The sequence below is a fragment of the Micromonospora sp. NPDC049081 genome (assembly GCF_040648835.1).
Classification (GTDB): Bacteria; Actinomycetota; Actinomycetes; order Mycobacteriales; family Micromonosporaceae; genus Micromonospora; species Micromonospora antibiotica.
The window spans coordinates 17817-42435 of the sequence record NZ_JBEZEK010000039.1 but is presented as its reverse complement, the minus strand read 5'-3'; the positions used below and the strand labels follow the sequence as shown (position 1 = coordinate 42435).

The window sequence follows — 24619 nt, the reverse complement described above, 5'->3', positions numbered from 1 at the left end:
GGGGGTGCGCTGCTGGGGGGTGCGCTGCTGGGGGGTGCGCTGCTGGGGGGTGCGCTGCTGGGGGGTGCGCTGCTGGGGGGTGCGCTGCTGGGGGGGCCGGGGGAGGGTGGTCGCGGTGGGTCGGTGGGCTGCCGGTGGGCGCTGGCCGGTCCGGGTGGGCTCTGCTCCTCCCGGACCGGTCGTTGCCCGGGGTCAGGCGGCGGTGGACCAGATGGCGCGGAAGGCGGCGGCCTCGCCGGCCAACCACTGCTCCACCTGTGCCGACTTGACGTGCTCGGGCGTCCGGTGCGCCACCCCCCGCCGCACGTCGACCAGGACCGGCTCGGCGTGCGGTAGCACCGCGTCCATGTGCCGGGCCATCAGGTGCAGGGTGGCCAACGCCGCCTCCTCGCTCGGCGGGGTCTCGTCGAAGTGCAGCCGGACCGCCTCGGCGTGACCGTCGGCGTACCGGATGCCGAAGTGGGGGTTGATCTTGACGGGTAGGTCGCCGAGTATCGCGAGGGCGTCGCGGGTCTGCGCCAGGTCGATGCCGGCCGGCTCGCCCAGCGACTCCAGCCAGGCCGTCGCGCCGGGCACCAGTGCCTGGTAGAGCGGACGCCAGCGCGGCTTGACCACGTCGGCCACGCCGGCCAGGTGGGTGCCGCCGGTGTGGAAGGCGATGTCGGCCTTGAGCGCCTTGACGAACTGGCCGTGCGGGTTGAAGCCGTGCCGGCTGGCTCGCTGCTTGCGCAGCCCGCCGACGAAGCTTGCCTTGGTGGGCCCGGTGCGGTCGACGTACCGGGTGAAGCCGAGGAGGGTGGCGTACGGCGTGAGGGGGGCGTTGACGGGCGCGGTCACGAGCGTCCTCCCAGGTCAGGAACTCGATTAGTACATACATTCTAATCGACGGGGGTGACATCTCCCAGGGTTCGGAGCGGGTTCCTCTCCCGCGGTGCAGGCTCTTTCTCCCGCCCTCCACGTCACCCCTGGTCGCGCCGCACCGGACTGTCGCGCCCGGGCTTCGACCGTGCCCGGGCTTCGGCCGTGCCCGGGCTTCGGCCGTGCCCGGGCTTCGGCCGTGCCCGGGCTTCGGCCGTGCCCGGGCTTCGGCCGTGCCCGGGCTTCGACCGTGCCCGGGCTTCGGCTGCGCCCAGGCTCCGGCCGTGCCCGGGCTGACGCGGCCGGGAGGGCTGCTCCGTGCCGACCGGAAGCCCCGGAGTGGGGGCGCGTGGCCCAGCCCCGTGTGGTCGACCCCCGGGCGGGGCTGTCACCTGGCACAACGTACGTGCCCGGTTCCGTTGCACCGTTTTCTCGAATGCCTACTCCCGACAGTCGCCCACAATTTCAGTGCTTTCGCTTGACCCGCACTGCCGCCGGTGGCAACCATTGATTGTCGACATACATCCAGGATCGGGGCGTCGAATCGCCGACGTCGCCGCAGCTCAGATCCGGCGAGAATTGCACCCAACGGCATTGTCTCCGCAATGCGCGTCAAATTCTGGCCGTCCATCCGAAATGCGGTACGGGTGTCGAGAAACTGTCTGTCCACCACACCTCGGGGGAGCATCGTGGACCCAATCATGTACTGGAACGAGGTCGCTCTGGAAGCGGACCGGGTCACCCACACGACGGGTGATCCCACCGAGGCGGGGGCGCGGGGCCCGCTCGGCAGTTCGCGGGCGCTGGCCATCACCCACCTCGCCATGCACGACGCGTTCTTCGGCATCGTCGGCGGGCAGGAGCCGTACCTCGGCAACCGGCTGCCGACGCCGCCGACCGGGGGCGACGTGGCCGCCGCCGTCGCGGGCGCGGCCCGGACGACGCTGAGCGCGCTCTACCCGGCGCAGCGGGACCACTTCGCGGCGCGGCACCTCGCGGCCGGGCTGGTCGACGGCAAACACGCCGCCGAGAGCCACGACTACGGGCGGCGGGTGGCCGGGGAACTTCTGGCGCTGCGCCGGGGCGACCCTGGTCACGGCGACGAGGGCTACGTGCCCTCGCTCGCCCCGGAACACCACCGGGAGGACCCGGACAGCCCCGGGCAGGGTTTCTACGCGCCCTTCCACGGTGCCCGCTCAGCCTGCTTCGCGGTCAGCGTCCGCCACGGTCTGGACGGTCCGCCACGCCCCGGCGACCGGGCCTACCGGCGGGCCCTGCGGCAGGTCCGCGGCAAGGGCATCGCCGCGCATCTCACCGGTACGGTGCCCGACCGGTTCCCGCAGCGGACGCCCACCGAAACCGGCATCGGGTTGTTCTGGGCCTACGACGGTGCCAAGGGCCTCGGCACGCCACCACGGCTGTTCAACCAGATCGTCCGCCGGGTCGCCCGGGCGCGGGACAACGACCCGGCTGCCAACGCCAGACTGTTCGCACTGGTCAACACCGCGATGGCGGACGGCGGGATTCTCTGCTGGACCGAGAAGTACCGCCACGACCTGTGGCGTCCGGTGGTCGGGATCCGGGAGCACGACAGTGCGCTGGGGCCGACCGGACAGGGCGGTACGGAACTGGATCCGGACACCGACATCGAGTGGCTGCCGTCGGGTGCGCCGAACACCAACAACGTCGGGCAGAAGAACCGCACCCCGAACTTCCCCGCCTACCCGTCGGGTCACGCGACGTTCGGCGCGGCGGCACTGCAGACGGTGCGCCAGTTCTATGGCCGGGGCGGCCACGGCCCGGACGACCTCGCCGACGGGCTGGAGTTCGTGTCCGACGAACTGAACGGCACCAGCGTGGACAACACCGGCACGGTACGTCCACGCCTGGCACGCCGGTTCCCCGGTGGGCTGTGGCAGATGATCGAGGAGAACGGTCGTAGCCGGGTCTACCTCGGGGTGCACTGGGTGTTCGACGCGTTCGCCGTGGACGACGAGGACCGGATCGATCTCGGCCCCAACGTCGGCGGTGTGCGGCTCGGGCTGGCCGTGGCCGACGATCTCGCGGCGCACGGTCTGCACGCCGCCACGGCGGCGGGACCGGCCGAGGAACCCGTCGGGCCCTGACCGACCGGTCCGCCGGGCGGTGCGGACGCACGTGGGCGAGGTGGCGGTGTCACCACCAGGTGATGCCGCCGCCTCGTCGCCGCGCTAGAGCTGCCCGACGTCCGTCACCCGGACCACGGCGGCCCCCACCTCGTCCGAGGCGGCCAGGTCGACCTCGGCGCTGATCCCCCAGTCGTGGTCGCCCTCCGGGTCGTCCAGGATCTGCCGGACGGCCCACTTCTCCCGCCCCTGCTCGATCATGAGCAGCGCCGGGCCGCGCGCGTCCGGCCCCACCCCGATCCCGTCGTACGCCTCGAAGTACGGCTCCAGCGCCTCCGCCCAGGCGTCGGCGTCCCAGCCCGATGCGCCGTCCAGCTCGCCGAGGTCCCACCAGCGGCGCAGGGCGGCCAGCTCGACCCGGCGGAACAACGCGTTGCGCACCAGCACCCGGAAGGCGCGGGCGTTGCGGGTGACCGCCGGCACCCGCTCCTCCAGCGACGCGTGCGCCAGGGCGGCGTCGGCGACGTCGGAGGGGTTGCGCAGCCGCTCCCACTCGTCGATCAGGCTGGAGTCGACCTGGCGGACCAGCTCGCCCAGCCACTCGATGAGGTCGATCAGCTCCTCGGTCTTGGCGTCCTCGGGGACGGTCTGTCGCAGCGTCTTGTACGCGTCGGCGAGGTAGCGCAGGACGAGGCCCTCGGAGCGGGTCAGCCCGTAGAACTGCACGTACTCGCCGAAGGTCATCGCGCGTTCGTACATGTCCCGCACGACGGACTTGGGGGAGAGCTGATGGTCGGCCACCCAGGGGTGCCCCTGCCGGTACATCTCGTACGCGGCGTGCAGCAGCTCCGCCAGCGGCTTCGGCCAGGTCACCTCGTCGAGCAGCTCCATGCGGGCCTCGTACTCGATGCCGTCGGCCTTCATCGCGGCGACCGCCTCGCCGCGCGCCTTGAACTGCTGCGCGGAGAGCACCTGGCGTGGGTCGTCGAGGATCGACTCGATCACGCTCAACACGTCCAGGGCGTACGACGGGGATTCGACGTCGAGCAGTTCGATGGCGGCCAGCGCCAGCGGCGACAGCGGCTGGTTGAGCGCGAAGTCGAGCTGGAGGTCGACGGTGAGCCGGACCCGCCGGCCGGTCTCGTCGGGCGTGTCGAGCTGCTCGACCACCCCACCGGCACGCAACGCCCGGTAGATGGCGATCGCCCGACGGATGTGCCGGCGCTGGGCGGCGGCGTCCTCGTGGTTGTCGGTGAGCAGATGCCGCATCGAGGCGAACGCGTCACCCGGCCGGCCGATCACGTTGAGCAGCATCGAGTGGCTGACCTGGAAGCTGGAGGTGAGCGGCTCCGGCTCGGCCTCGACCAGGCGCTGGAAGGTCGGCTCGCCCCAGCCGATCGAGCCCTCCGGTGGTTTCTTCTTCACCACCTTGCGGCGTTTCTTGGGGTCGTCGCCGGCCTTGGCCAGCGCTTTCTCGTTGTCGATGACGTGTTCGGGGGCCTGCACCACGACCCGCCCGATGGTGTCGAAGCCGGCCCGGCCGGCCCGACCGGCGATCTGGTGGAACTCGCGGGCCTTGAGCAGCCGGGTGCGTACCCCGTCGTACTTGCTCAGGCCGGTGAACAGCACGGTGCGGATCGGCACGTTGATGCCCACGCCCAACGTGTCGGTGCCGCAGATGACCTTCAGCAGGCCGGCCTGGGCCAGGGTCTCCACGAGCCGGCGGTACTTGGGCAGCATCCCGGCGTGGTGCACGCCGATGCCGTGGCGCACCAGCCTCGACAGCGTCTTGCCGAAGCCGGAGGTGAACCGGAAGTTCCCGATCGCGGTGGCGATCATGTCTTTCTCGGCCCGGGAGCAGACGTTGACGCTCATCAGCGCCTGGGCGCGTTCCAGCGCCGCGGCCTGGGTGAAGTGCACCACGTACACCGGGGCCTGCTTGGTCTCCAGCAGCTCTTCGAGCGTTTCGTGCAGCGGCGTCATCGCGTACGAGAAGATCAGCGGGACCGGCCGCTCGGCCGACCGGACGACGGCGGTGGACCGGCCGGTACGCCGGGTCAGGTCGTCGACGAATCGGGTGGTGTCCCCCAGGGTGGCCGACATCAGCACGAACTGCGCCTGCGGCAGCTCGATGATCGGCACCTGCCAGGCCCAGCCCCGGTCGGGCTCGGCATAGAAGTGGAACTCGTCCATCACCACCTGGCCGACGTCGGCCCGTGCCCCCTCGCGCAGCGCCAGGTTGGCCAGGATCTCGGCGGTGCAGCAGATGATCGGGGCGTCGGCGTTGACGCTGGCGTCGCCGGTGAGCATGCCGACGTTCTCCGCGCCGAACACCTCGCACAGCGCGAAGAACTTCTCCGACACCAGGGCCTTGATCGGGGCGGTGTAGAAGCTCGTCCGGTCGTCGGCCAGGGCGGTGAAGTGCGCCGCGATCGCAACCAGGCTCTTGCCCGAACCGGTCGGCGTATTCATGATCACGTTGGCGCCGGAGACGATCTCGATGACCGCCTCCTCCTGGTGGGGGTAGAGGTTCAGCCCACGCTCGGACGCCCAGCCGGCGAACGCGTCGAAGAGGGTGTCGGGGTCGGCGCTTCGAGGCAGCGCGGCAGTCAGCGTCATAGCGTCCCCATCGTGCCCGCACCACCACCCCGCCCGCCAACCGGGCCACCCCGCCCGCCCCGATCGGTCCCCGCCGCCCGCCCGGTTTTTCGGATGGCCGAGGAGACGGTGTCACCGGCGGTCGGATGCCGCCCGGGACGTGCCGGCCGACCGGCGGCGCGGCGGGGAGCTGCGGGTGCTGCTCGGCCCGCGTACCGCCGGGTGGGCGGTCCGACGGGCTCAGGGGCGGCGGCGGTGGATCAGGTCGAAGACGGGACGCCCGGCGGTCAGCGCGCGGCGTTCGAACTTGGTCACCGGACGGTGGTCGGGGCGGGGCGCGTAGCCGGCGTACCCGTCGACCAGCTCCGGGTCGGCGGTCAGCGTCGAGCGCATCGACTCGGCGTACTCGGCCCAGTCGGTGGCGCAGTGCAGCGTCCCGCCGCCGGCCAGCCGGGACCGCAGCAACGCCACGTGCTCCGGCTGGATGATGCGCCGCTTGTGGTGCCGCGACTTGGGCCACGGGTCGGGAAAGAACACGTGCACCGCGTCCAGACAGCGCTCCGGCATGGCCCGGACCAGGTCCAGCGCGTCACCCTGGGCGACCCGGACGTTGCCCAGGCCGTGCCGCTGCACCAGGTCGAGCAGGTGGGCGATGCCCGGGGTGTGCACCTCGACCGCGAGGTAGTCCCGGTCCGGGTCGGCGGCGGCCATCGCCGCGGTGGCGTCACCCATCCCGGAGCCGATCTCCAGCACCACCGGCGCACCCCGACCGAAGAAACCGGCCGGATCGACCGGCCCGTCGAGGTCGGCGATCTCGATCCCGTACGCCGGCCAGAGCCGGGCCAGCGCGTCGGTCTGCCGACTGCTCATCCGGCCCCGACGGGGATGGAAGGTGCGGATCCGGGTGGCCGACGGGGCCACCGGGACGGCGGGGTTCTGGTCGATGGAGGTCACAGCGACCCGAGCGTACGCGACGGTTCCGCCGTATCGGATGTGCCGTCGGTCGGGGGGTGAGACGATTCATCCCGTACGGCAGGTCGGCGTCCGGGTCGTCCGGCGCTGCCCTGGGCGCCGGGAGGGGGACATGGTGGCGATCGCGCTGTACCGCACCGCGCTGGCGGTCGCCGTCGGTGCCCTCGCCCCCGCGCTCTGGCACGCCGCCCCGGTCTCCGCTGCCCCGCCCATCTCGGCCGTCCCGGTCTCCGCTGTCCCGGTCTCCGCTGTCCCGGTCTCCGCTGTCCCGGTCTCCGCTGTTCCGCCGGTTTCGGCCGTCCCGGTCTCGGCTGTCCCGCCGGCTGTGCCGTTGCTCGCTGGCCCGCCCCTGCTGTTCGCCGGGCCGGTCGTCGGCCCGGCGGTCGCTGCTGCGGCCCCCGGCCCGGGGCAACCCGCGCCGGACCAGGGCGGAGATCCGCAACCACCGCCCGGCGTGGTCTTCGTCGAGGTGACCCCGGGCACCGTCGAGCCTGGCTACCTGGTCGGCATCGAGGCGAGCTGTCACGACAACTCGATCCCGGCGACAGTCGTCTCGGACGCCTTCGGCCGGGTCCAGGTGCAGCCGCAGCACGGACGGCTCACCGCCGCCCCGATGGTCAGGGACCGGGTCCGGCCCGGCAACTACCGGATCAAGCTGGAATGTCCCGACGGGGCGACCGCCTCGACGGCGCTCCAGGTGGTCAAGAAGGTCAAGCCCAGCCCCGGTCCGCACACCGGCTTCGGCGGCGCGGCGGACGGCGGGTTGCCCGGCGGACTGCTGGTGCCCGGCGGGTTGGCGCTGACCATCGCCGGGGCTGTCGTCGGGATCGTGGCGGCCCGCCGGCCGCGTGGCGTCGCCGGGAGCTGACCATGCCCCCACCGCCCGTCCCCTCAGGCCCCCGTAGCGGCCCGTCGCCCGTCCCCTCAGGCCCCCGTAGCGGCCCGTTCCGACCGTCCGCCGGCCCGAACCCGCAGCACCACGACCCGGTCCGGCTACCCGGTGGCCAGGCGTCGCCCGGCGGCCCGGTGCCACCCCGCAGCGGTCCGTTCCCGCCACCCGGTGGGCTGATCCCGCCGGGTGTCTCTGCGTTCCCGCCGAGTGATGGCCCGTTCCCACCGCCCGGTGGGCCGACGGCGCAGCCGGGCGTCCCCGGGCCGGCGGCGTCGCCCGGGGGCCCGGCGTCGACCCGCAGTCCCTGGTCGGTGCCGCTGGCCGTGCTGCTGGTGCTGCTGGGTGTCTTCGCCACCGGGGCCGGGCTGGGTCGTACGGTCGGCCCACTGGACCGGACCGACACGACGGCGCAGCGGCCGGCGGCCGGTGCCCGGCAGAGCCCCACGCCGGGTAGCTTGCCGGCCAGCCGACCGGTCCGGCTCACCGTTCCGACGATCAAGGTGGCCGCCCCGGTGGCCCCGGTCGGTCAGGCCCGGGACGGGTCGATCGACGTCCCGCCGCTGGACCGGCACCAGGAGACCGGCTGGTACGACCGTGGTCCGACCCCCGGCGAGCCGGGCCGGGCGATCATCGTCGGCCACGTCGACTCGAAGGACGGGCCGTCGGTCTTCTATGACCTGCGCAAACTCAAGCCAGGTGATCGGATCGAGGTGACCCGCGACGACCGCCGGGTGGTGGTGTTCCGGGTCGACTCGGTGGAGTTCTTCGACAAGTCGGCCCTGCCTGCCGACCGGGTCTACGGTGACAGCGGAGCGCCGGCCCTGCGGTTGATCACCTGTGGTGGCCAGTGGATCGGCGGGCGTACCGGCTACGCCGACAACGTCATCGCCTTCGCCTCGCTGGCCGAGACCCGCTCACCCTGACCCCCGCTCACCCTGACCCCCGCTCACCCTGACCCCCGCTCACCCTGACCCCCGCGCCCCGCCGCGCCGGCCGGGTCCGCCGCCTGACCGGGGCACGGCCGGGACCGCCCGCCCTGACCGGTCTCGACCGGGGCCGAGCCCGTCCTGACCGGGTCATGGCCGGGACCGCCCACCCTGACCGGTCGTGGCCGGGGTGTGCGCCCGATATTGCGGGGACGCCGTCGGGCGGCGGTGGCAGGATCGGCGCGGTGACGGCGGACGTGGTGCGGCAGGCGTTCAGGTGGATCGAGTCGGTGGCGGTGCCCGCCGAGGGTGGTCTGGGGTGGCAGGAGGCGGGTGAACGCTTCGACGACCTCTATGCCGGGACCGCCGGGGTGCTGCTCGGCTGCGCCGAGGCCACTGCCACCGGCCGCCACCCGGCCGATGGGCCCGTCGTCACCACGACCGACGGCGGCGTCGCCACCGCAGCGGGGTCGGCGCTCGGCCGGGTCGCGGCCGGGGCCCGGGGTCGGCTGGTGCATCTTGCCCGGCACGAGCCGGACGCCGCGACGATGCCCGACGACGGGCTGTTCGGCGGCTGGGCCGGGGTGGCGGTCGCGTTGCGCGCCTGGGGCCGGGTCTCCGGCGACCGGGTGGCCCTCGACACCGCCGCGTCGGTGACGGTACGGATTGCCGAGCGGCTGCTGCGCCGTCCGGTGGACCCGGGCCGGTGTTCCGATGTCATCTCCGGCGACGCCGGCATCCTGCTGGCCCTCCTCGACGCCCTCGACGATGATGCCGATCCGCTGGTGGCGCAGGCGGCCCACGTCCTCGCCGACGGGCTGGTGGGGCTGGCCGAGGACCGGCCCGACGGGCTGCACTGGCGGATGCGGGCGGGCGACGAGCGCCTCATGCCCGGCTTCTCCCACGGCACGGCCGGCGTCGCCTACGTCCTGGCCACAGCCGGCGACTCCCTGCGTCGCGACGATCTGCGCGACATCGCCGTGCGCGCCGCCGACGGACTGCTGGCCCTGGGGCGCCGCCCCGGCGGGTGGGCGCTGCCGCTGCTGGTTCCGTCCCGCCCGGACCGTCCGGCGGTCACCTTCGGCTGGTGCCACGGCCCGACCGGCACGGTACGACTCTTCGCCCTCCTCGACGCCGTCGACCCGCAGCCCCGCTGGCGGCTGGCCGTCGAGGAATGCCTGGGGGCGCTGCGCGACAGCCGTCTCCCGCAGCGGCTCTACCCGGGGTACTGGGACAATCTCGCCCGCTGCTGCGGCACCGCCGGGGTCGGGCAGATGCTGGTCGACCGCTTCCAGGATGCCGGCGACCCCGCCCTGCTCACCTGGGCCGACACGCTCGCCGAGGACGTCCTCGCCCGCACCGTGTCCACCCCGGCGGGCGTCACCTGGTCGAACACCGAGCACACCAGGACCCCGCCGCAGCTGCCGCCGGAGCCCGGCTTCATGCAGGGTGCCGCCGGGATCGCCGGCTGGCTCGCCCGGCTGGCCGCCCCCGCCACCGCCCCCGTCCTGCCCTGGATCTGAGCCGCCCGCCGGCGACCGCCGTGGGCGGTATCGCCGGTCAGCCCTTGCCGGTCACCTGCTGGACCACCTCGAACTCCAGCAGCGTCGCACCGGAGGCGACCGGCCGCCGCTGCTCGCCGCCCTCGCCGGCATGTGCGGCCCGGGACGATCCGGCGACCCATGCCTGGTACGCCTCCTCCGTCTCCCACCGGGTGTAGACGAAGTAGCGGCTCTCCCCGGCGACCGGGCGCAGCAGCTCGAAGCCGAGGAAACCCGGGGAGTTCTCCACCGCGCCGGCCCGAGCGGCGAACCGCTTCTCCAACTCCTCGCCGGCACCGGGCGGGACGTCGATCGCGTTGATCTTCACGACTGCCATCCCACCACCCTATCCCTGCCCCTGCGACCGCCCCTGTCCCTGCGCCCGAGCCCCTGACCGGCCGGTGCCCCCGCGCGATGCCGCCGTGCGGTGCGAGGCGCTGTGGCGCGGGGCGGGCAGCAGTGCGGTGCGGTGCGCTGTGGTGCGGAGCGGGCAGCAGTGCGGTGCGCTGTGGTGCGGTGCGGTGCGGTGCGGGGCGGGCAGCGGTGCGGTGCGGGATGCGGTGGGTGGGGATCGAGGCGAGCGCGCCGAGCTGATTGTGGAGAGTTCTTGTCGCCAGGTGCGCAATAAATCTCCACAATCAGCTGCCTGCCCCTTCGGGTCGTGCCCGAACGTCCCCGGCTGCGCCGCCCGCCCTCGCCGACCTGTTCCGATCTTGATCTCCGCAGGCGGTAGCGGGCAGCCGCCGGCAGGGTAGCCGGGGTGCAGTGCGTCCGGTGCGGAGGTTCAGCCGTCGGGCGGGTATGCCCAGCGCAGGAAGCGGTTGGTCAGGTCGGTTCGGCGACCGCTGTCGAGTTGCGTCAGGTGGGTGCTCGCCTCCACCGACAACCGGGAGAGCAGGATCAACAGACCCGGCCGGTCGCCGTCGTACCTCGTGAGGAGCGCGAGTTTCGCCTCGCCGCACGGCCAGGGCCGCGCGTCGACCCGGCACAGCCAGAGCGGGCGTACCGGCGTGTGTGGACCAGGCAGCGGTGCGGTCACCGCGCCACCGCCGACCGGCGTGCCGGTGCCGGGCCTGGCCGGGTGCCGCGCGCTGCGGTCGCCGCCCCGCGCGGTGCCCCGGCCGCCCCCGGCCGGCCGGCGGATCGCCCCGGCTGCGGGGTGGGCCGGCGGGCACCCGCCGGCATCAGGAACAGGGTCCGCCGCCGGACCGCTTCGCCGACGGCATCCAGTTGGTACGCGTCGATCCACACCCACCCGTCGTACGTGTGCCAGTCGGTCAGCACCCGGATGACCCGGACCGTGATCGGCCGGCTGAACTGCACGCTCGCCTCCCTGGTCAGGTGCAGCAGGTCACCGGCCCCGACCGCCGTCCCCCTCACTGTGGACCCCGGTTTCGCCCGCCCGTCCAGCGGTGCCCCGGCACGATGCGGGTGATCCGGCCCGGCCCCCGGTAGGGCGGGACGAACGGCCCGATCGGCCCGGGGACGATCGGGCGCGCGGGTGGTGGAGCCGGTGGGAATGGCGGGCCCGGTGCGGGCGTGGGCTGTCTCGGCTGCTCCTCAGGCATGGCGGTCCCTTATGTCCGTTGGTTGTGGAGGAGGGGCCGTCCGGTCCCCTCCTACCGGGCGGCCCCTCGGGCAGACGCGACCGGTGGGATCTCACCCAGACCGGTGGCGTCGCTCTGCTACGAACCTTTGCAGCGAGTGACGGACGAATTAACCGCCCGTATGCGACCATCGAGGGACGTCTAGGAAAGGTCCCCTCCAGTGCCGAGAAACGATTTCCTGCGGGAGGCGCTGACCACTGCCGGGCTGACGGTCAGCCAGCTCGCTGAGAAGTGCGATGTCGATGCGAAGACGGTGGAACGGTGGGTCAGCCGGGGGCGACTGCCGCATCCGCGCTCGCGTGTGCGGGTGGCCAGCGTTCTGGGTAAGGATGTGGACGTGCTGTGGCCTGAAGCTGTGCGTCGCGCGGTCAAGTTGGGTGCCGACCGTGAGTTGGTGGGCGTCTACGCGCGCCGCTCCGAACTGCCCCGAACGCTCTTCCGAGAGTTGATCGAGGGGGCACGGTCCCGCCTCCTGTTCGGTGGCTACACCAGCTATTTCGTCTGGCTGGAAGTGCCGAACGCCGCCGAGACCATCGGAGCGAAAGCCCAGGCCGGCGCGGACGTACGTTTCCTGCTGGGTGATCCGGCGAGCCCGGTCACCACCAGCCGGGACCGGATCGAGGCGACGCCGCTCAACCTCGCTACGCGGATCGCCATGACACGAGCCGAGATCAGCAAGTCGGCCTCACCGTTGGCCGTCCGGCTGTCCGACCGGCATGTCGGGATGTCGGTGTGGGTGTTCGACAACGACGCCATCGTCGCCACCCATATCGGCGGCGCACTGGGCCAGGACTCCGTCACGCTTCATTTTCGCCGACGGGAGAGCGGCGGGCCGTTCAGCAGGTACCTCGAGCACTTTGACGCACTGTGGGCCGACGCGGCGGCAGAGTGAAGCTGACTGTGCGGCTGGCGGGGTCGGTCCGCAGGTGATGGGCTGATGTCGGCAGCAGGACGCGGGTGGCGCATGTGGATGGTCAGGTGCGGGCGCAGATCATCGACCAGCGTCAGGATATCGCTACCTTGGAGCAGCGGTGGGCGCGCATAGTGGGGGAGGCCCTGCCCCGGGCCCAGTCCCTGGATCTCATTCGGAAGGTGGCGGCGACATGGACGTGACCGGTGCGCGGTGGCGCAAGAGCACCAGGAGCGGCAACAACGGCGGCAACTGCGTCGAGGTGGCGGACAACCTGCCCGGCGTCGTCCTGGTGCGGGACACGAAGGACCGCGACGGCGGGACGCTGACGTTCACGCCGGGAGCGTGGCGTGGCTTCGTCGACCGCGCCAAGACATCCCACCCCCGATAGACAGGGGCACCCCTGCGATAAGGCCGGGGACCCCCGCGATACCCGAACTGCAGGGACGGCCACCCCCTCCGCGACAAGTGTGGGGGCGTCCGGCGATAGGGCACCCGCGACAGGCGGCGGCGCATCCCCGATAGGAGGTGACGCCCCCGCAGGGCAGGAGCCGGAACCGTTGGCGGCGTTGTCCCGGGGCGGGTCAGGGTGCGTCGACAGCCGGTGGGTCGGTGTCGACCACGATCGGGGCGTGGTCGGAGGGGCCCTTGCCCTTGCGGGCCTCCCGGTCCACGTACGCGGTGCGGACCGTCGCGGCCAGCGGCGCGGAGGCGTACACCAGGTCGATGCGCATGCCCTTGTTCTGGTGGAACATGCCGGCCCGGTAGTCCCAGTAGGTGTACGGGTGCGGGCCCTTCATCGGGGTGGGCACCACGTCGCTGAGTCCGAGGTCGCGCAGGGCGGCCAGGGCGGCCCGCTCGGCGGGGGTGACATGCGTGGAGGTGGCGAAGAGCGCCGGGTCCCAGACGTCGGCGTCGGTCGGGGCGACGTTGAAGTCCCCGCAGACGGCTACCGGCCCACCGGCGGCCACCTCCGGTTCCAGGGCGTCCCGCAGCGCCGCGAACCAGGCCAGCTTGTAGGCGTAGTGCGGGTCGTCGACCGCCCGGCCGTTCGGGACGTACACCGACCAGATCCGGACCCCGGCGCAGGTGGCGGAGATGGCGCGGGCCTCGGGCTGCGGGAAGCCCGGTTCGCCGGGGAAGCCGACGGTGACGTCGGTCAGGCCGACGCGGGACAGGATCGCCACCCCGTTCCACCGGCCGTCGCTGTGGCTGGCCACCTCGTAGCCCAGCTCACCGACCTCGGCGACCGGGAACGCCCCGTCGGGGCACTTGGTCTCCTGGAGGCAGACCACGTCGGGGGTGGTGCCGGCCAGCCAGTCCAGCAGCCGGGGGAGGCGGGCCTTCACCGAGTTCACGTTCCAGGTCGCCAGGCGCATGTGCCCAGCCTGCCGCATCCCGGCCCGCCCCGCCGGGCAGCCCGCCGGGCCTGGCGGCGCACCGGCTCGCCGGGCCTGGTGGCACGCCGGTGCGCCGGGCCGCCCCGGCGTGCCGGTGCCTCAGGGATGACCGGGCGGCGGCGTCCCGGGTCGGGTCGCCGCCGCCGTGGTACGGGTGGGTCAGGTGCCCGGGGTGTCGCCCGGTCGGGTCTGCTCGGCGAGGAAGCGTTCCAGTTCGGCGCCCAGCTCGTCGGCGGTGGGCAGCGGGCCGGTCTCGGCGGCCAGCAGGTTCTTCTCGCCCCGTCCCCGGGCGAACGCGTCGTACTGCTCCTCCAGGGCGGTGACCAGCGCGGCGGCCTCGTCGGTCTGGGCGACCTGCCGGTCGATCTCGACCCGGACCACCTCGGCGGCGGAGCGGAGGCTGTCGTTGGGCAGCAGCAGGCCGGTGCTGCGCGACACCGAGGAGAGCAGCACCTCGGCGGCGGCCGGGTACTCGGTCTGGGCGACGTAGTGCGGCACGTGGGCGGAGAAGCCGAGGGCGTCCCGGCCGGCCTGGCCGAGCCGGTATTCCAGCAGGTGCCCGACGCTGCCCGGGACCTGCACCCGCTGCAACCACGGCTCGTAGCCGGAGATCAGTTCCCGGCGGGTGGCGTGTGCGGTGACCCCGGTGGGCCGGGTGTGCGGCACGGCCATCGGGATCGAGTTGAGCCCGACGGTGAGCCGGACGTCGAGCCGGGCGGCCACCGCGCTGACCGCCGCCACGAAACGCTCCCACTGCAGGTCCGGCTCCGGGCCGGTGAGCAGGAGGAACGGCGTCTCGTCGTCGTCGTGCAGCAGGTGCAGGGCAAGCTCGGGGGCGTCGTAGTCCTCCCAGTGGTCCTCGACGAAGGTCATCACCGGGCGGCGGGACCGGTAGTCGAAGAGCTGGTCGACGTCGAAGGTGGCGATCGTGCGGGCGTCCAGCGAGGTGAGCAGCTGCTCGCGGGCCAGCCGACTGGCGTTGCCGGCGTCGACGAAGCCGGTGAGCGCCTGGATCAGCACCGGCTGGCCGAGGTCGGGCAGATCGTCGGTGAGCTCGTAGAGCTCGTGTGGGTCGAGCACCGGTCGGACCTCCTGAGGAAACACGCGCGTACGGGCGACCGTGCGCGGACGGCACCCGGTTCGGGGAACGTACCTGTCGGCGTCATCCATTCCAGCACTGGGCGTGTCGTGACCGATCCGGCTATCAAACCCGGAGGAAGCCACCAATTCGCCGATAGTGCCGGGACGACTCGGTCGGATGGTTCCGGCCTGTCATCCGAAAGGCGGACATAGTGGATCATGCGGCCGGCTGCGGCGCTCTGGGCGGTTGACCACGCGGGACGACGTCGCCCGGATTTCCTGACCGTAATGCCTGTTGCGGGAGGTCTGTCACCCTGGCCGCGCGTCCATGACGGGTGTCCCACCCGCAGGTGCGCGATTGTGATGAGGGCCACCCTGTGACGGTGGGTCACCGGATGGGAGCGTGTCTAGCCTCGGCGGATGCGTGACGACGACACCATCGACGACCAGGTCGCCCCCAAGGGCATGACTGGCCGTTCGGACGACGCCCCCTCGTCCGTTCAGGTCGGCGTTCTCGATGAACCCCGCTCCTTCCGTACCCGCCTCGGCGGGCTCCTTAACCTCCGACGCCGCCCGGTGCGTACCCGGGTGGCCCTCGCCGCCGGGGTGCTCTGCTGCCTCGGCGCGACCGCCGTCGCCGGCGCACAGGCCCTGCCGGACGAGCCGACCGCCGACCGGGCCGGCACCGAGGCGGCGCTCGCCGAACGCAGCCGGCAGGCCGCCTCCCGCGCCGAGATCCGTACCCCGGTCACCATCGTTCCCGGCACCCCCACCGCCAGCCCGACCGTCGCCAGCCCGACGGCCGCCGCCCCGACGCCGACCGCGACCAGGACCACCAGGCCCAAGCCCCGCCCCAAGCCCACGCCGAAGCCGAAACCGAAGCGGATCGTCCCGGTGGCCGGTCTCGACCAGGCCCAGATGGACAACGCCAAGGAGATCGTCAAGGCCGGGCGGGCGATGGGTGTGCCCCGCCGGGCCCTGATCATCGCGGTGGCCACCGCGATGCAGGAGAGCAACCTCTACAACTACGCCAGCGGCGTGCTGCCCGAGTCGCAGAACTACCCGCACCAGGCGATCGGCTGGGACCACGACTCGGTCGGGCTGTTCCAGCAGCGGCCCAGCAGCGGCTGGGGCGAGGTCGGTCAGCTGATGGACCCGGCGTTCGCCACCCGGGCGTTCCTCACCGCGCTGCTGGCGATTCCCGGCTGGGAGGACCTGCCGTTGACCGTCGCCGCGCAGGCCGTGCAGATCTCGGCCTACCCGGACCTCTACGCCCAGCACGAGTGGCGGGCCACCGAGGTGGTCGGCGCCATCCTGGTCTGAATCACCGCCTGTCCGGCCGGAGCGGCATCCGCCCCGGTGACCCGGCCCGCCCGAGCCCCGCTCGGGCGGGCCGGTCCCGTTCGTCCCGTCCTGCGGGCCCGGGCCGTGCGGGGCGGTCGGGTCCGTTCGGGGCGAAACCGGTCGGTGGATATCCTCGACCGGACACAGTGGACGGTTGGCGGTTGCTCGAATCGGGTACACATGACGTAGGACACCCGATCGGAGGACGACATGTCAGCACTGATGCAGCGGATCAGCGCCTTCCTGCGCTCCCCCAAGGGGCAGCAGTTGGTCGACCGGGGTCGGCGCGAGCTGGCCAAGCCGGAGAACCAGGCGCGGCTCAAGCAGGCAGCCAGCAAGCTGTCGGGCCGCCGCCGCTGACCGCCCCTGAACCGATTCCACCCCCGGGAGCCTTTGTGACCGACGCCGTGCCTGTCGACGACGAACCGACCGTCCCCACGCCGCCGGTCCGGGCCGACACACCGACGGTCCCCGCGACGCAGTCGCCCGTCGTCCCGACGGCCGCGCCACCACCGGCGGCCCCGGGAACGGCTGTCGCAGCGGTGCCGGGGGTGGCGGTCACGCCGGTGCCGGGAGCACCGGCCGGTGACCCGGGTGACGCCCCCGAGGCGCCGCCGGCCCGGCTCTGGGACCGGATGCGGGAAGATCCGCAGTACGCCCCGGAGCACCTGGCCCTGGAGGCGGTCCGCCGGCTCGGCCCGGAGGCGGCGCAGTGGCTCGCCAAGGCGCGGGCGGAACGACCCGACGCGACCGCCGACCAGTTGGCCGAGCAGGCGATCCGGCGCTTCGTCAACCGGGCCCGGCTCTCCGGGGCGGTCTCCGGCGCGGCGGGGCTACCGGGTGCCGTCATCGACGTCGGGGTGCTGGCCTGGACCCAGGCCCGCCTGGTGTTGCACGTCGCCGCCGCGTACGGGGCGGACCCTGAGCACCCGGACCGGGCCACCGACCTGCTCGTCCTGCAGAAGGTGCACAAGGCGGCCGAGACGGCCCGGCTGGCGCTGGGCGTCGCGGCCGGTCGGGAGCGGGCCGGTGCGCTGTTCGGCCACGCGGCCCAGAATCCGCTGGGGCGGGTGATGCTGCAACTGGGCGTCCGGCTGGCCCGGATGGCCGGGGTGCGGGCGGCGAAACGGGTCTTCGCCAAGGTCGTCCCCGGGGCCGCGATCATCCTCGGCACCTGGGCCAACTCGTCGGCCACCAAGGATCTCGCCGAGCGCGCCCAGACGCTCTACCGGGAACACCGGGGCGGGGTGCCCCAACCGCGTCGCCCCTGATCAGTGGGCACGCCGGATCCGGCCCGGCGGCTGCCCGGGTGGCTCACAGCCGCCAGCCGGCCGCCGGGAAGGTCGCGTCGGCGAGCCGGTTCTGCCCGGCGACGTTGGGGTGGAACCAGTCCAGCGCGTTGACCTCGTCCAGGCTGAACCGCACCCGGTGCACCGCGCCGCCGTCGTAGCGGCACCGCGACCCGTACGCCCGGCAGGCCGCCTTGAGTTGGCTGTTGTACGCGTCGATCCGTTCGGCGAAGCGGGCCCGGCGGTCCCGGTCGGCCTTGGCGTCCGAGGTGGGGTGGGCCAGCAGGGCCGGGCAGATGCCGGTCTTCCAGATCCGCACCGCGCGGGACTCGGTGTGCCCGATCTCCCACAGCCGGTTCAGGTCGGGGACACTGGCCACCAGCACCCGGGCCTTGGGGCGGCCCTCGCGCAGCACCCGCAGCGCCCGGTCGACCTGGCTGCGGAAGGTGGCCGTCGAGGTCATCGCGTCGATGTCGGCGCGGCAGGCGTCGTTCGCGCCGATCAGCACCGTGACGTAGTCGGCCTTGTCCTTGACGGCGGCACCGGCCTGCCCGGCGAGGGCCTCGGCGCGGGCCCCCGGCACGGCGTGGTTGCGGGCCCGGTTGCGGATCGGCGCGTCGGCGTCGAGCAGCCGCCGGTAGTGGCTCTCCACCCGGATGCCGTCCCCGGTGGACCAGGAGTTGCGTTGGCACGAGGTGAGCACCAGGCAGGAGCCGAAACCGGTGGTGATCGAGTCGCCGAGGGCGGCCATCGTGGTGGGCAGGCCGGTCGGTGTCGACCCGCTCTTCGTCGGGCGGGGCGACGCCCCGCCACCCTCCTCGCAGGCGAGCGCGACCAGCGCGAACAGGCAGGCCACGGCGGCGACCCAGCGTCGAGGCATGCGTCTTCCCCCGGTCAGACGGCGCAGAGCGACAGCCCGGTCACTCTACGGGCCAGGTGCGGTGCTACGGCCCGGTCGTGTCGACTTCCGGGCAGATTAAATACCTGGAAACATGAATCTGGTACGAGTGTGTAAGACACCCGTCGTGATCCGGGCGTCGGGGCCGGTTAACGGTGTCCGTGCCGGGGTAGCCCCAGACGATGACGAGATCGCAGCCCCGGCGTGCCCGTGGCACGGTCGGCCACGCCTACAGCGCGTTGAACCTCCGCCTGACGCTTGCCCTGTTCGGCCTGGTGAGCATGACCGTCTTCGCGGTCGGCGCGTTCTGGGCCGGGCTGGCCTGGCTGGGTGTGCTCTGCGCGCTGTTCGCCGTCGTGGCGGTCGTCGACCTGGTCGTCATCCAGCGCCGCCGTGCCGCCCGCCGCCATGAGCAGCCGGGCGCGCGGCACTCACTCTTCGAGTGACAGGAGTACGAGATGCCCATCGCCACCACCAACCCCGCCACCGGTCAGGTGCTCAAGTCGTACGAGCCGATGTCGACCGAGCAGATCGACGCCGCCATCGACCGGGCCGACCTGGCGTTCCGGGACCTGCGCCGCACCACGGTCGCCCAGCGGGCGCAGTGGATGAACGCCGCCGCGGACCTGCTCGACGCCGAACGCGACGACACCGCCCGGCTGATGACCACCGAGATGGGCAAGACCTACACGGCAGCGAAGGCCGAGGTCACCAAGTGCGCGACCGCCTGCCGGTTCTATGCCGCGCACGCGGAGCGGATGCTCGCCGACGAGCCCGCCGACGCCGCCGCCGTGAAGGCCAAGCGGGCCTTCGTCCGCTACCAGCCGATCGGGGCGGTGCTCGCGGTGATGCCGTGGAACTTCCCGCTCTGGCAGGTGCTGCGGTTCGCCGCGCCGGCCCTGATGGCCGGGAACACCGGCCTGCTCAAACACGCCTCCAACGTGCCGCAGACCGCGCTCTACCTGGAGGACGTGTTCCGCCGGGCCGGCTTCCCCGAGGGCGCGTTCACCACCCTGCTGGTCGGCTCCGACGCCGTCGACCGGATCCTCGCCGACCCCCGGGTCCGGGCCGCCACGCTGACCGGCAGCGAGGGCGCGGGCCGCTCCATCGCCCAGATCGCCGGCCGGGAGCTGAAGAAGACGGTGCTGGAGCTGGGCGGCAGCGACCCGTTCGTGGTGATGCCCTCGGCCGACCTGGACCGGGCCGCCGAGGTGGCCACCACCGCCCGCTGCCAGAACAACGGCCAGTCCTGCATCGCCGCCAAGCGGTTCATCGTGCACACCGACGTCTTCGACGCCTTCGCCGGGAAGTTCGCCGCGAACATGGCCGCGCTGCGGGTCGGCGACCCGATGGACGCCGACACCGACGTCGGCCCGCTGGCCAGCGAGAGCGGCCGGGACGAGATCCACGCCCAGGTGCAGGACGCGGTGGAGCACGGCGCGACGGTGCTCTGCGGCGGCGAGAAGCCGACCGGCGACGGTTGGTTCTATCCGCCGACCGTGGTCACCGACCTGAACCCGCAGATGCGGATGTGGGCCGAGGAGGTCTTCGGGCCGGTCGCCGGGCTCTACCGGGTGTCGTCGTACGACGAGGCGATCGAGGTGGCCAACGGCACGCCCTTCGGGTTGGGCGCGAACGCCTGGACCACCGACCCGGCGGAGCAGGAGCGGTTCGCCACCGACCTGGACGCCGGCAACGTCTTCGTCAACGGCATGACCACCTCGTACCCGGAGCTGCCCTTCGGCGGGGTGAAGAACTCCGGCTACGGCCGGGAGCTGTCGGCGCTGGGGATGCGGGAGTTCTGCAACACCAAGACCGTCTGGGTGGGGGAGGGTGCCGCCACCGCCGGGGCCGGCGCGCACGCCGAGTGACCCCGCGTCGCCGCCACCCGGGCCGGGCGGCGGACGACCCCGCCGGCCAAGTCGGCGCGGGCGAGCTTTAACCGGACACCGTCATGGGTACGGAAGGACGCCATGACGGTGTTCGGCTTCCACGCCTCCCACGAGCAGATCCATCCGAGTCGCCTGCTGGAGGCGGTGGTGCACGCCGAACGCGCCGGCTTCGACGCCGCGATGTCATCGGACCACTTCTCGCCGTGGAGCACCCGGCAGGGCCAGTCCGGGTTCGCCTGGTCCTGGCTGGGGGCCGCGCTGCAGGCCACCGGGCTGCCGTTCGGGGTGGTCAACGCCCCCGGCCAGCGCTACCACCCGGCGATCATCGCGCAGGCCATCGGCACCCTCGGCGCGATGTACCCGGGCCGGTTCTGGGCGGCGTTGGGCACCGGCGAGGCGAGCAACGAACACATCACCGGCGACGGCTGGCCGCGTAAGGACGTGCGTACCGCCCGGCTGCGGGAGTGCGTCGAGGTGATCCGGGCGCTGCTGGCCGGCGAGGAGGTCAGCCACGACGGCCTGGTCCGGGTGGACCGCGCGAAGCTGTGGACCCGGCCCGAGGAACCCCCGGCGCTGATCGGGGCGGCGGTCAGCGTGGCCACCGCCCGGTGGTGCGCCGAGTGGGCGGACGGGCTGATCACCGTGAACGCGCCGACCGCGCACCTGCGCGAGATGATCGACGCCTACCGGGACGCCGGTGGGCGGGGACCGGTGCACCTGCAGGTGCACGTGAGCTGGGCGCCGGAGCAGGCCGAGGCGGAGGCGATCGCGTACGAGCAGTGGCGCAGCAACATCTTCCCGCCGCCGGTCTGCTGGGACCTGGACACCGCCGAGCACTTCGACGCGGTCAGCGAGCGGGTGCCGCTGGAGCAGGTCACCGAGGTGGTGAACGTGTCGTCGGATCTGGGCCGGCACGTGGGCTGGCTCGAGGAGTACCTGTCGCTGGGCGTCGACCAGATCGCCCTGCACCACGTCGGGCAGGAGCAGCGCGCCTTCATCGACACGTTCGGCGCGGAGGTGCTGCCGAAACTGCGCGCCGCCGGGTGATCACCCCGGCCGGGTCGTACCCCTAGGCTCGTACCCCATGGAAGCTCTGTTCGAGGTCGTGGTCTTCCTGGCCATCGCGACCTTCGGTGCCGCGCTGGCCCGCAAGCTGGGCCTGCTCGCGCCGATCCTGCTGGTGGTGCTGGGCCTCGGCCTGTCCTTCCTGCCGGGGTTCCCGCACGTCCGACTCGATCCCGACCTGGTGCTGGTGGGCATCCTGCCGCCGCTGCTCTACGTGGCGGCGTTGGGTACGTCGGTGCCGGCGTTCCGGCTCAACCTGCGGCCGATCCTGCTGCTCGCGGTGGGTCTGGTCATCTTCACCGCCTTCGTGGTGGGCACCGTGGTGCACCTGTTCCTGCCCGACCTGCCGTACGCGATCTGTGTGGCGTTGGGTGCGGTGGTGGCCCCGCCGGACGCGATCGCCGCGACCGCGGTGGCCCGGCGGGTGGGCCTGCCCCGGCGGGTGGTGACCATCCTGGAGGGGGAGAGCCTGGTCAACGACGCCACCGCGCTGGTGCTGCTGCGGGTGGCGATCGTCGCGGCCACCGCCAGCGCCGGCTCGGTGAGCTTCGGGTACGTCGCGCAGGAGGTGGTGGTCGCCACCGGTGGCGGGGTGCTGGTCGGGTTGCTGGGCGTGGTGGTCTTCGGTTACCTGCACAAGCGGACCACCGACCCGCTGCTGGACAACGCGCTGTCGCTGATCGTGCCGTTCGCGGTGGTCTTCGCCGCCGAGGAGATCCACGCCTCCGGGGTGGTGGCGGTGGTGGTCACCGGATTGGGTATCGGCCACAAGATGCCGCTGCTGCTGTCGGCCGCCTCCCGGTTGCAGACCGGCGCGTTCTGGCGGCTGGTGCAGTTCCTGTTGGAGGGGCTGGTCTTCCTGCTGGTCGGCCTGCAACTGCCCGAGGTGCTGCGGGATCTCGACGAGCCGACCGGGCGGCTGGTGGGGATCACCGCGGCGGTGCTGGCGACGGTCTTCCTGACCCGGTTCGTCTGGGTCTTCCCCGCCACCTACCTGGCCCGGCTGGTGCCCCGGGTCCGGCAGCGCGACCCGGGCCCGCCGGTGCAGTTCCCGATCGTCATCGGCTGGGCCGGGATGCGCGGGGTGGTGACCCTGGCCGCCGCGCTGGGTCTGCCGCTGACCCTGGCCGGGGAACAGCCCTACCAGCGGGCGCTGTTCATCTGGCTGGCCTTCGCGGTGATCATGGCGACCCTGCTCGGCCAGGGCGCGACCCTGCCGTGGCTGGCCCGCCGGTTGAAACTGCCCCCGGACGACCCGGTGGCCGACGCGCTCTCCGCCGCGACGGTGCAGCAGCAGGCCGGGCGGGCGGCCCGGGAGAAGCTGGACGCGCTGGCCGACGGTGCGCCGCCGGCCGTGGTGGAGCGGTTGCGCGGGCTGGTGCAGAGCCGCACCAACCTGGCCTGGGAACGGCTCGGCGGCAGCGACCGGGAGACCCCGTCGCAGGCGTACGGTCGGCTGCGGCAGGAGATGATCGACGCCGAGCGGGAGGTCTTCCGGGCCGCCCGCGACGAGGGACGGATTCCCGAGGAGGTGCTGGTGCGGGCCTACCGTGACCTTGACCTGGAGGAGTCGTTGTTGCGACGGGAGAGCGACTGATGAGCTGTGCGCACCTGACCGGGGCGGGGACCGCCGAGCCGACCGTCACCGACGCCTGCCCGGAGTGCGTGGCCGTCGGCAACGACGACTGGGTGCACCTGCGGTCGTGTGTGGAGTGTGGGCAGGTGGGGTGCTGTGACTCGTCGCCGTACCAGCACGCGACCAAGCACTTCGAGTCGAGCGGGCACCCGGTGATGCGCTCGATCCAGCCGGGGGAGTCCTGGCGCTGGTGCTTCCTCGACGAGGAGATCGGCTGACCGGGTGGCTGAGGCGGGAGTGGCCGGGCGGGCGGTCGCGGCGGGAGCGGCCGGGCGGGCGGTCGCGGCGGGAGTGGCCGGGCGGGCGGTCGCGGCGGTATGACGTAACCGCTATTCGACCCGGGTCCGACCGACCACATAACATCGGTAAACTTCTATCGATGGAGGTCGGATGATTCGACGACGACAGTTCTCGCGTACCGCCGGGACCCTGTTGGCGCTGGTGCTCGCGGCGACCGGCGCGGTCACCTCGGCCGGCACCACCGCGTCGGCGGCCGCCCGGACGGTCTACTACGACGCGAGCCGGGCCGGCGAGTTCCGCACCAACTTCGACCAGGCCGCGACGATCTGGAACAGCTCGGTGGGCAATGTTCGGCTGGTCGCCCGCACGCCCGGCAACATCACCATCTACGTCGACACGGGCTGGCCCCGGGCGCAGACCACCAGCCTGGGCAACGGCCGGGTCTGGATGGGCACCCAGGCCGTCGACCAGGGCTACGACCGGACCAGGATCGCCACCCACGAGATCGGCCACATCCTCGGCCTGCCGGACAACCGGACCGGCCTGTGCACCGACCTCATGTCGGGCAGCAGCGCCCCGGTCTCCTGCCGCAACGCCAAGCCCAGCGCCGCCGAGGCGTCCCGGGTCAACTCGCTGTTCGCCGGAGGATTCGCCGCACCGGACGTGGACGCCAGCTACGTCTGGACCGGCGGCGACGTCGCCGTGCCCGCCGCCGTCAGCGGCCTGCCCGGCTGAGTCCGGCCGGGTTCGAGCGCCCGCCTGTCGTGCCGTGACAGCGGGCGCTCGGCCCTGCTCCCGTTTCTGGCCTGCCCTTGCGCGGTCCTGCCCTTGCGCGGTCCTGCCCTGCTTCGGTCCTGCTTTTGCGCAGCTCAGAACTGCTCGGCCTTGCTCGGCCCTGCTCAGTTCAGTCGGCGCGGCACTGCGCGGCTCGGCCCGGTTCGGCTCGCTCGTGTCACGCGTTCGTGTCACGCGTTCGTGCCAGGCGGGCGTGGGACGAGGTGGCCGCGCTGCTCAAGTGGGACCTCCGGCTCCCTGGTCCGCTCTCACCCTGCCGGCTGGGACTGCTGGTCGCGGTCATCGACAAGACGGCGCCGCCCACCCCATGCCTTGTAGTGATCGTCACTTTGCGTTAGCGGCAGATAGATATGACTGTCCTGGAACAGGTATGACTGTCCGTCATATTAATGCCCAGCAGGCATACAGGTCTCGGGCAATGGTGTGGGTAGACAGACGATCTCCCCGAGCCCGAGCCCGAGCCCGAGCCGCGGGTCGTCAGGTCTCGGTGACCGCGCTGCCTGTGCTGCTGGCACTGCCTGCGCCGCCGGTTCCGCTCGTGCCGCCGGCTCGGCTCGCGCCGCTCGTCTGC

23 protein-coding genes and 3 pseudogenes are annotated in these 24619 nt (G+C 72.8%); 17 read left to right on the top strand and 9 right to left on the bottom strand.

From position 1 onward, the window contains the following. Positions 1-192: 192 nt before the first annotated feature. Positions 193-837 (bottom strand): hypothetical protein, encoded by a 645-nt coding sequence (locus AB0B63_RS31095; RefSeq protein ID WP_357025326.1) that lies wholly within the window; start codon positions 835-837, stop codon positions 193-195. A 710-nt stretch (positions 838-1547) separates the two neighbouring features. On the opposite strand from AB0B63_RS31095, the gene AB0B63_RS31090 reads away from it, so the two are divergent. After that, the gene (locus AB0B63_RS31090; protein ID WP_357025323.1) at positions 1548-2984 is read left to right on the top strand and encodes a hypothetical protein; all 1437 of its coding nucleotides are present in this window, start codon (positions 1548-1550) and stop codon (positions 2982-2984) included. 84 nt (positions 2985-3068) lie between these two features. On the opposite strand, the gene AB0B63_RS31085 is transcribed toward AB0B63_RS31090, so the two are convergent. After that, a complete protein-coding gene (locus tag AB0B63_RS31085) occupies positions 3069-5582 on the bottom strand; it encodes a DEAD/DEAH box helicase (protein ID WP_208568981.1) in 2514 nt (837 codons plus the stop codon). 139 nt (positions 5583-5721) lie between these two features. Here AB0B63_RS31085 and AB0B63_RS31080 point away from each other — a divergent pair. Next, a pseudogene (locus tag AB0B63_RS31080) lies at positions 5722-5784 on the top strand (cupin domain-containing protein); the annotation flags it as partial. 17 nt (positions 5785-5801) lie between these two features. Here the strand turns inward: AB0B63_RS31080 and trmB are convergent. Continuing rightward, positions 5802-6431 carry a tRNA (guanosine(46)-N7)-methyltransferase TrmB gene (trmB, locus tag AB0B63_RS31075; protein ID WP_357025343.1) on the bottom strand — a complete coding sequence of 210 codons (630 nt, stop codon included), beginning with the start codon at positions 6429-6431 and terminating at the stop codon, positions 5802-5804. 313 nt (positions 6432-6744) lie between these two features. Between trmB and AB0B63_RS31070 the strand changes: the two genes are divergently transcribed. The 3 genes from AB0B63_RS31070 (at position 6745) to AB0B63_RS31060 (ending at position 9874) form a co-directional block, all read left to right on the top strand. After that, entirely contained in the window at positions 6745-7401 is a 657-nt protein-coding gene (locus AB0B63_RS31070) for a hypothetical protein (protein WP_357025340.1), read from the top strand. A gap of 335 nt (positions 7402-7736) precedes the next feature. Then, positions 7737-8348 carry a class F sortase gene (locus AB0B63_RS31065; protein ID WP_357025320.1) on the top strand — a complete coding sequence of 204 codons (612 nt, stop codon included), beginning with the start codon at positions 7737-7739 and terminating at the stop codon, positions 8346-8348. Between the two features lie 248 nt (positions 8349-8596). Continuing rightward, positions 8597-9874: a lanthionine synthetase LanC family protein gene (locus AB0B63_RS31060; RefSeq protein WP_357025316.1), complete on the top strand. Its 1278-nt coding sequence runs from the start codon at positions 8597-8599 to the stop codon at positions 9872-9874. A 37-nt stretch (positions 9875-9911) separates the two neighbouring features. Here AB0B63_RS31060 and AB0B63_RS31055 read toward each other — a convergent pair whose 3' ends face one another. The 3 genes from AB0B63_RS31055 to AB0B63_RS31045 form a co-directional block, all read right to left on the bottom strand. Further along, a complete protein-coding gene (locus AB0B63_RS31055; protein ID WP_208568977.1) occupies positions 9912-10229 on the bottom strand; it encodes an antibiotic biosynthesis monooxygenase in 318 nt (105 codons plus the stop codon). A gap of 447 nt (positions 10230-10676) precedes the next feature. Then, positions 10677-10931 (bottom strand): flavin reductase, encoded by a 255-nt coding sequence (locus AB0B63_RS31050; RefSeq protein WP_357025312.1) that lies wholly within the window; start codon positions 10929-10931, stop codon positions 10677-10679. Further along, entirely contained in the window at positions 10928-11272 is a 345-nt protein-coding gene (locus tag AB0B63_RS31045; RefSeq protein WP_357025309.1) for a hypothetical protein, read from the bottom strand. Before AB0B63_RS31045 ends, AB0B63_RS31050 begins: the two co-directional genes overlap by 4 nt. A 387-nt stretch (positions 11273-11659) precedes the next feature. Between AB0B63_RS31045 and AB0B63_RS31040 the strand changes: the two genes are divergently transcribed. The 3 genes and pseudogenes from AB0B63_RS31040 (at position 11660) to AB0B63_RS31030 (ending at position 12800) form a co-directional block, all read left to right on the top strand. Beyond that, on the top strand, positions 11660-12391 hold the full coding sequence (locus tag AB0B63_RS31040; RefSeq protein WP_357025306.1) for a helix-turn-helix transcriptional regulator: 732 nt from the start codon (positions 11660-11662) through the stop codon (positions 12389-12391). A 65-nt stretch (positions 12392-12456) separates the two neighbouring features. Then, positions 12457-12612 (top strand): annotated as a pseudogene (locus AB0B63_RS31035) (Scr1 family TA system antitoxin-like transcriptional regulator); the annotation flags it as partial. Further along, positions 12609-12800 carry a DUF397 domain-containing protein gene (locus tag AB0B63_RS31030; RefSeq protein WP_357025337.1) on the top strand — a complete coding sequence of 64 codons (192 nt, stop codon included), beginning with the start codon at positions 12609-12611 and terminating at the stop codon, positions 12798-12800. The pseudogene AB0B63_RS31035 and the gene AB0B63_RS31030, both read left to right, overlap by 4 nt. A 193-nt stretch (positions 12801-12993) precedes the next feature. Here AB0B63_RS31030 and AB0B63_RS31025 read toward each other — a convergent pair whose 3' ends face one another. Together AB0B63_RS31025 and AB0B63_RS31020 are read right to left on the bottom strand one after the other, a co-directional pair. Next, a complete protein-coding gene (locus AB0B63_RS31025) occupies positions 12994-13788 on the bottom strand; it encodes an exodeoxyribonuclease III (protein WP_357025302.1) in 795 nt (264 codons plus the stop codon). A gap of 180 nt (positions 13789-13968) precedes the next feature. Then, a complete protein-coding gene (locus AB0B63_RS31020) occupies positions 13969-14889 on the bottom strand; it encodes a PAC2 family protein (protein WP_208568975.1) in 921 nt (306 codons plus the stop codon). A 420-nt stretch (positions 14890-15309) separates the two neighbouring features. On the opposite strand from AB0B63_RS31020, the gene AB0B63_RS31015 reads away from it, so the two are divergent. The 3 genes from AB0B63_RS31015 to AB0B63_RS31005 all read left to right on the top strand — a co-directional run bounded on the left by AB0B63_RS31015 (position 15310) and on the right by AB0B63_RS31005 (position 17504). Beyond that, positions 15310-16212: a peptidase M23 gene (locus AB0B63_RS31015; RefSeq protein ID WP_357025298.1), complete on the top strand. Its 903-nt coding sequence runs from the start codon at positions 15310-15312 to the stop codon at positions 16210-16212. Between the two features lie 231 nt (positions 16213-16443). Continuing rightward, complete coding sequence (locus AB0B63_RS31010; RefSeq protein ID WP_172898379.1) at positions 16444-16593, top strand: hypothetical protein; 150 nt, start codon at positions 16444-16446, stop codon at positions 16591-16593. A gap of 191 nt (positions 16594-16784) precedes the next feature. Continuing rightward, positions 16785-17504, top strand: a complete 720-nt coding sequence (locus AB0B63_RS31005) for an EcsC family protein (RefSeq protein WP_357025333.1) — start codon at positions 16785-16787, stop codon at positions 17502-17504. Between the two features lie 43 nt (positions 17505-17547). Here AB0B63_RS31005 and AB0B63_RS31000 read toward each other — a convergent pair whose 3' ends face one another. Next, positions 17548-18402, bottom strand: a complete 855-nt coding sequence (locus AB0B63_RS31000) for a GDSL-type esterase/lipase family protein (protein WP_357025294.1) — start codon at positions 18400-18402, stop codon at positions 17548-17550. Between the two features lie 200 nt (positions 18403-18602). Between AB0B63_RS31000 and AB0B63_RS30995 the strand changes: the two genes are divergently transcribed. The 6 genes and pseudogenes from AB0B63_RS30995 to AB0B63_RS30970 form a co-directional block, all read left to right on the top strand. Beyond that, positions 18603-18866: a DUF6343 family protein gene (locus AB0B63_RS30995; RefSeq protein WP_208568972.1), complete on the top strand. Its 264-nt coding sequence runs from the start codon at positions 18603-18605 to the stop codon at positions 18864-18866. A 12-nt stretch (positions 18867-18878) separates the two neighbouring features. Continuing rightward, entirely contained in the window at positions 18879-20291 is a 1413-nt protein-coding gene (locus AB0B63_RS30990; RefSeq protein WP_208568971.1) for an NADP-dependent succinic semialdehyde dehydrogenase, read from the top strand. A 102-nt stretch (positions 20292-20393) separates the two neighbouring features. Continuing rightward, positions 20394-21359 carry a TIGR03885 family FMN-dependent LLM class oxidoreductase gene (locus AB0B63_RS30985; RefSeq protein ID WP_219469416.1) on the top strand — a complete coding sequence of 322 codons (966 nt, stop codon included), beginning with the start codon at positions 20394-20396 and terminating at the stop codon, positions 21357-21359. Positions 21360-21396: 37 nt separating this feature from the next. Further along, positions 21397-22974 (top strand): Na+/H+ antiporter, encoded by a 1578-nt coding sequence (locus tag AB0B63_RS30980; RefSeq protein ID WP_357025289.1) that lies wholly within the window; start codon positions 21397-21399, stop codon positions 22972-22974. After that, positions 22974-23231 carry a UBP-type zinc finger domain-containing protein gene (locus AB0B63_RS30975; protein WP_208568969.1) on the top strand — a complete coding sequence of 86 codons (258 nt, stop codon included), beginning with the start codon at positions 22974-22976 and terminating at the stop codon, positions 23229-23231. The genes AB0B63_RS30980 and AB0B63_RS30975 overlap by 1 nt, the downstream gene beginning before the upstream one ends. A gap of 175 nt (positions 23232-23406) precedes the next feature. Beyond that, positions 23407-23898 (top strand): annotated as a pseudogene (locus AB0B63_RS30970) (snapalysin family zinc-dependent metalloprotease); the annotation flags it as partial. Positions 23899-24619: the final 721 nt, after the last annotated feature.

What these genes read in the sequence shown, in the direction of transcription:
- AB0B63_RS31085 (WP_208568981.1), bottom strand. Translation starts at nt 5,582, where the DNA reads ATGACGCTGACTGCCGCGCTGCCTCGAAGCGCCGACCCCGACACCCTC.
- trmB (WP_357025343.1), bottom strand. Translation starts at nt 6,431, where the DNA reads ATGAGCAGTCGGCAGACCGACGCGCTGGCCCGGCTCTGGCCGGCGTAC.
- AB0B63_RS31055 (WP_208568977.1), bottom strand. Translation starts at nt 10,229, where the DNA reads ATGGCAGTCGTGAAGATCAACGCGATCGACGTCCCGCCCGGTGCCGGC.
- AB0B63_RS31025 (WP_357025302.1), bottom strand. Translation starts at nt 13,788, where the DNA reads ATGCGCCTGGCGACCTGGAACGTGAACTCGGTGAAGGCCCGCCTCCCC.
- AB0B63_RS31015 (WP_357025298.1), top strand. Translation starts at nt 15,310, where the DNA reads ATGCGTGACGACGACACCATCGACGACCAGGTCGCCCCCAAGGGCATG.
- AB0B63_RS31010 (WP_172898379.1), top strand. Translation starts at nt 16,444, where the DNA reads ATGTCAGCACTGATGCAGCGGATCAGCGCCTTCCTGCGCTCCCCCAAG.
- AB0B63_RS31000 (WP_357025294.1), bottom strand. Translation starts at nt 18,402, where the DNA reads ATGCCTCGACGCTGGGTCGCCGCCGTGGCCTGCCTGTTCGCGCTGGTC.
- AB0B63_RS30995 (WP_208568972.1), top strand. Translation starts at nt 18,603, where the DNA reads ATGACGAGATCGCAGCCCCGGCGTGCCCGTGGCACGGTCGGCCACGCC.
- AB0B63_RS30990 (WP_208568971.1), top strand. Translation starts at nt 18,879, where the DNA reads ATGCCCATCGCCACCACCAACCCCGCCACCGGTCAGGTGCTCAAGTCG.
- AB0B63_RS30985 (WP_219469416.1), top strand. Translation starts at nt 20,394, where the DNA reads ATGACGGTGTTCGGCTTCCACGCCTCCCACGAGCAGATCCATCCGAGT.
- AB0B63_RS30980 (WP_357025289.1), top strand. Translation starts at nt 21,397, where the DNA reads ATGGAAGCTCTGTTCGAGGTCGTGGTCTTCCTGGCCATCGCGACCTTC.
- AB0B63_RS30975 (WP_208568969.1), top strand. Translation starts at nt 22,974, where the DNA reads ATGAGCTGTGCGCACCTGACCGGGGCGGGGACCGCCGAGCCGACCGTC.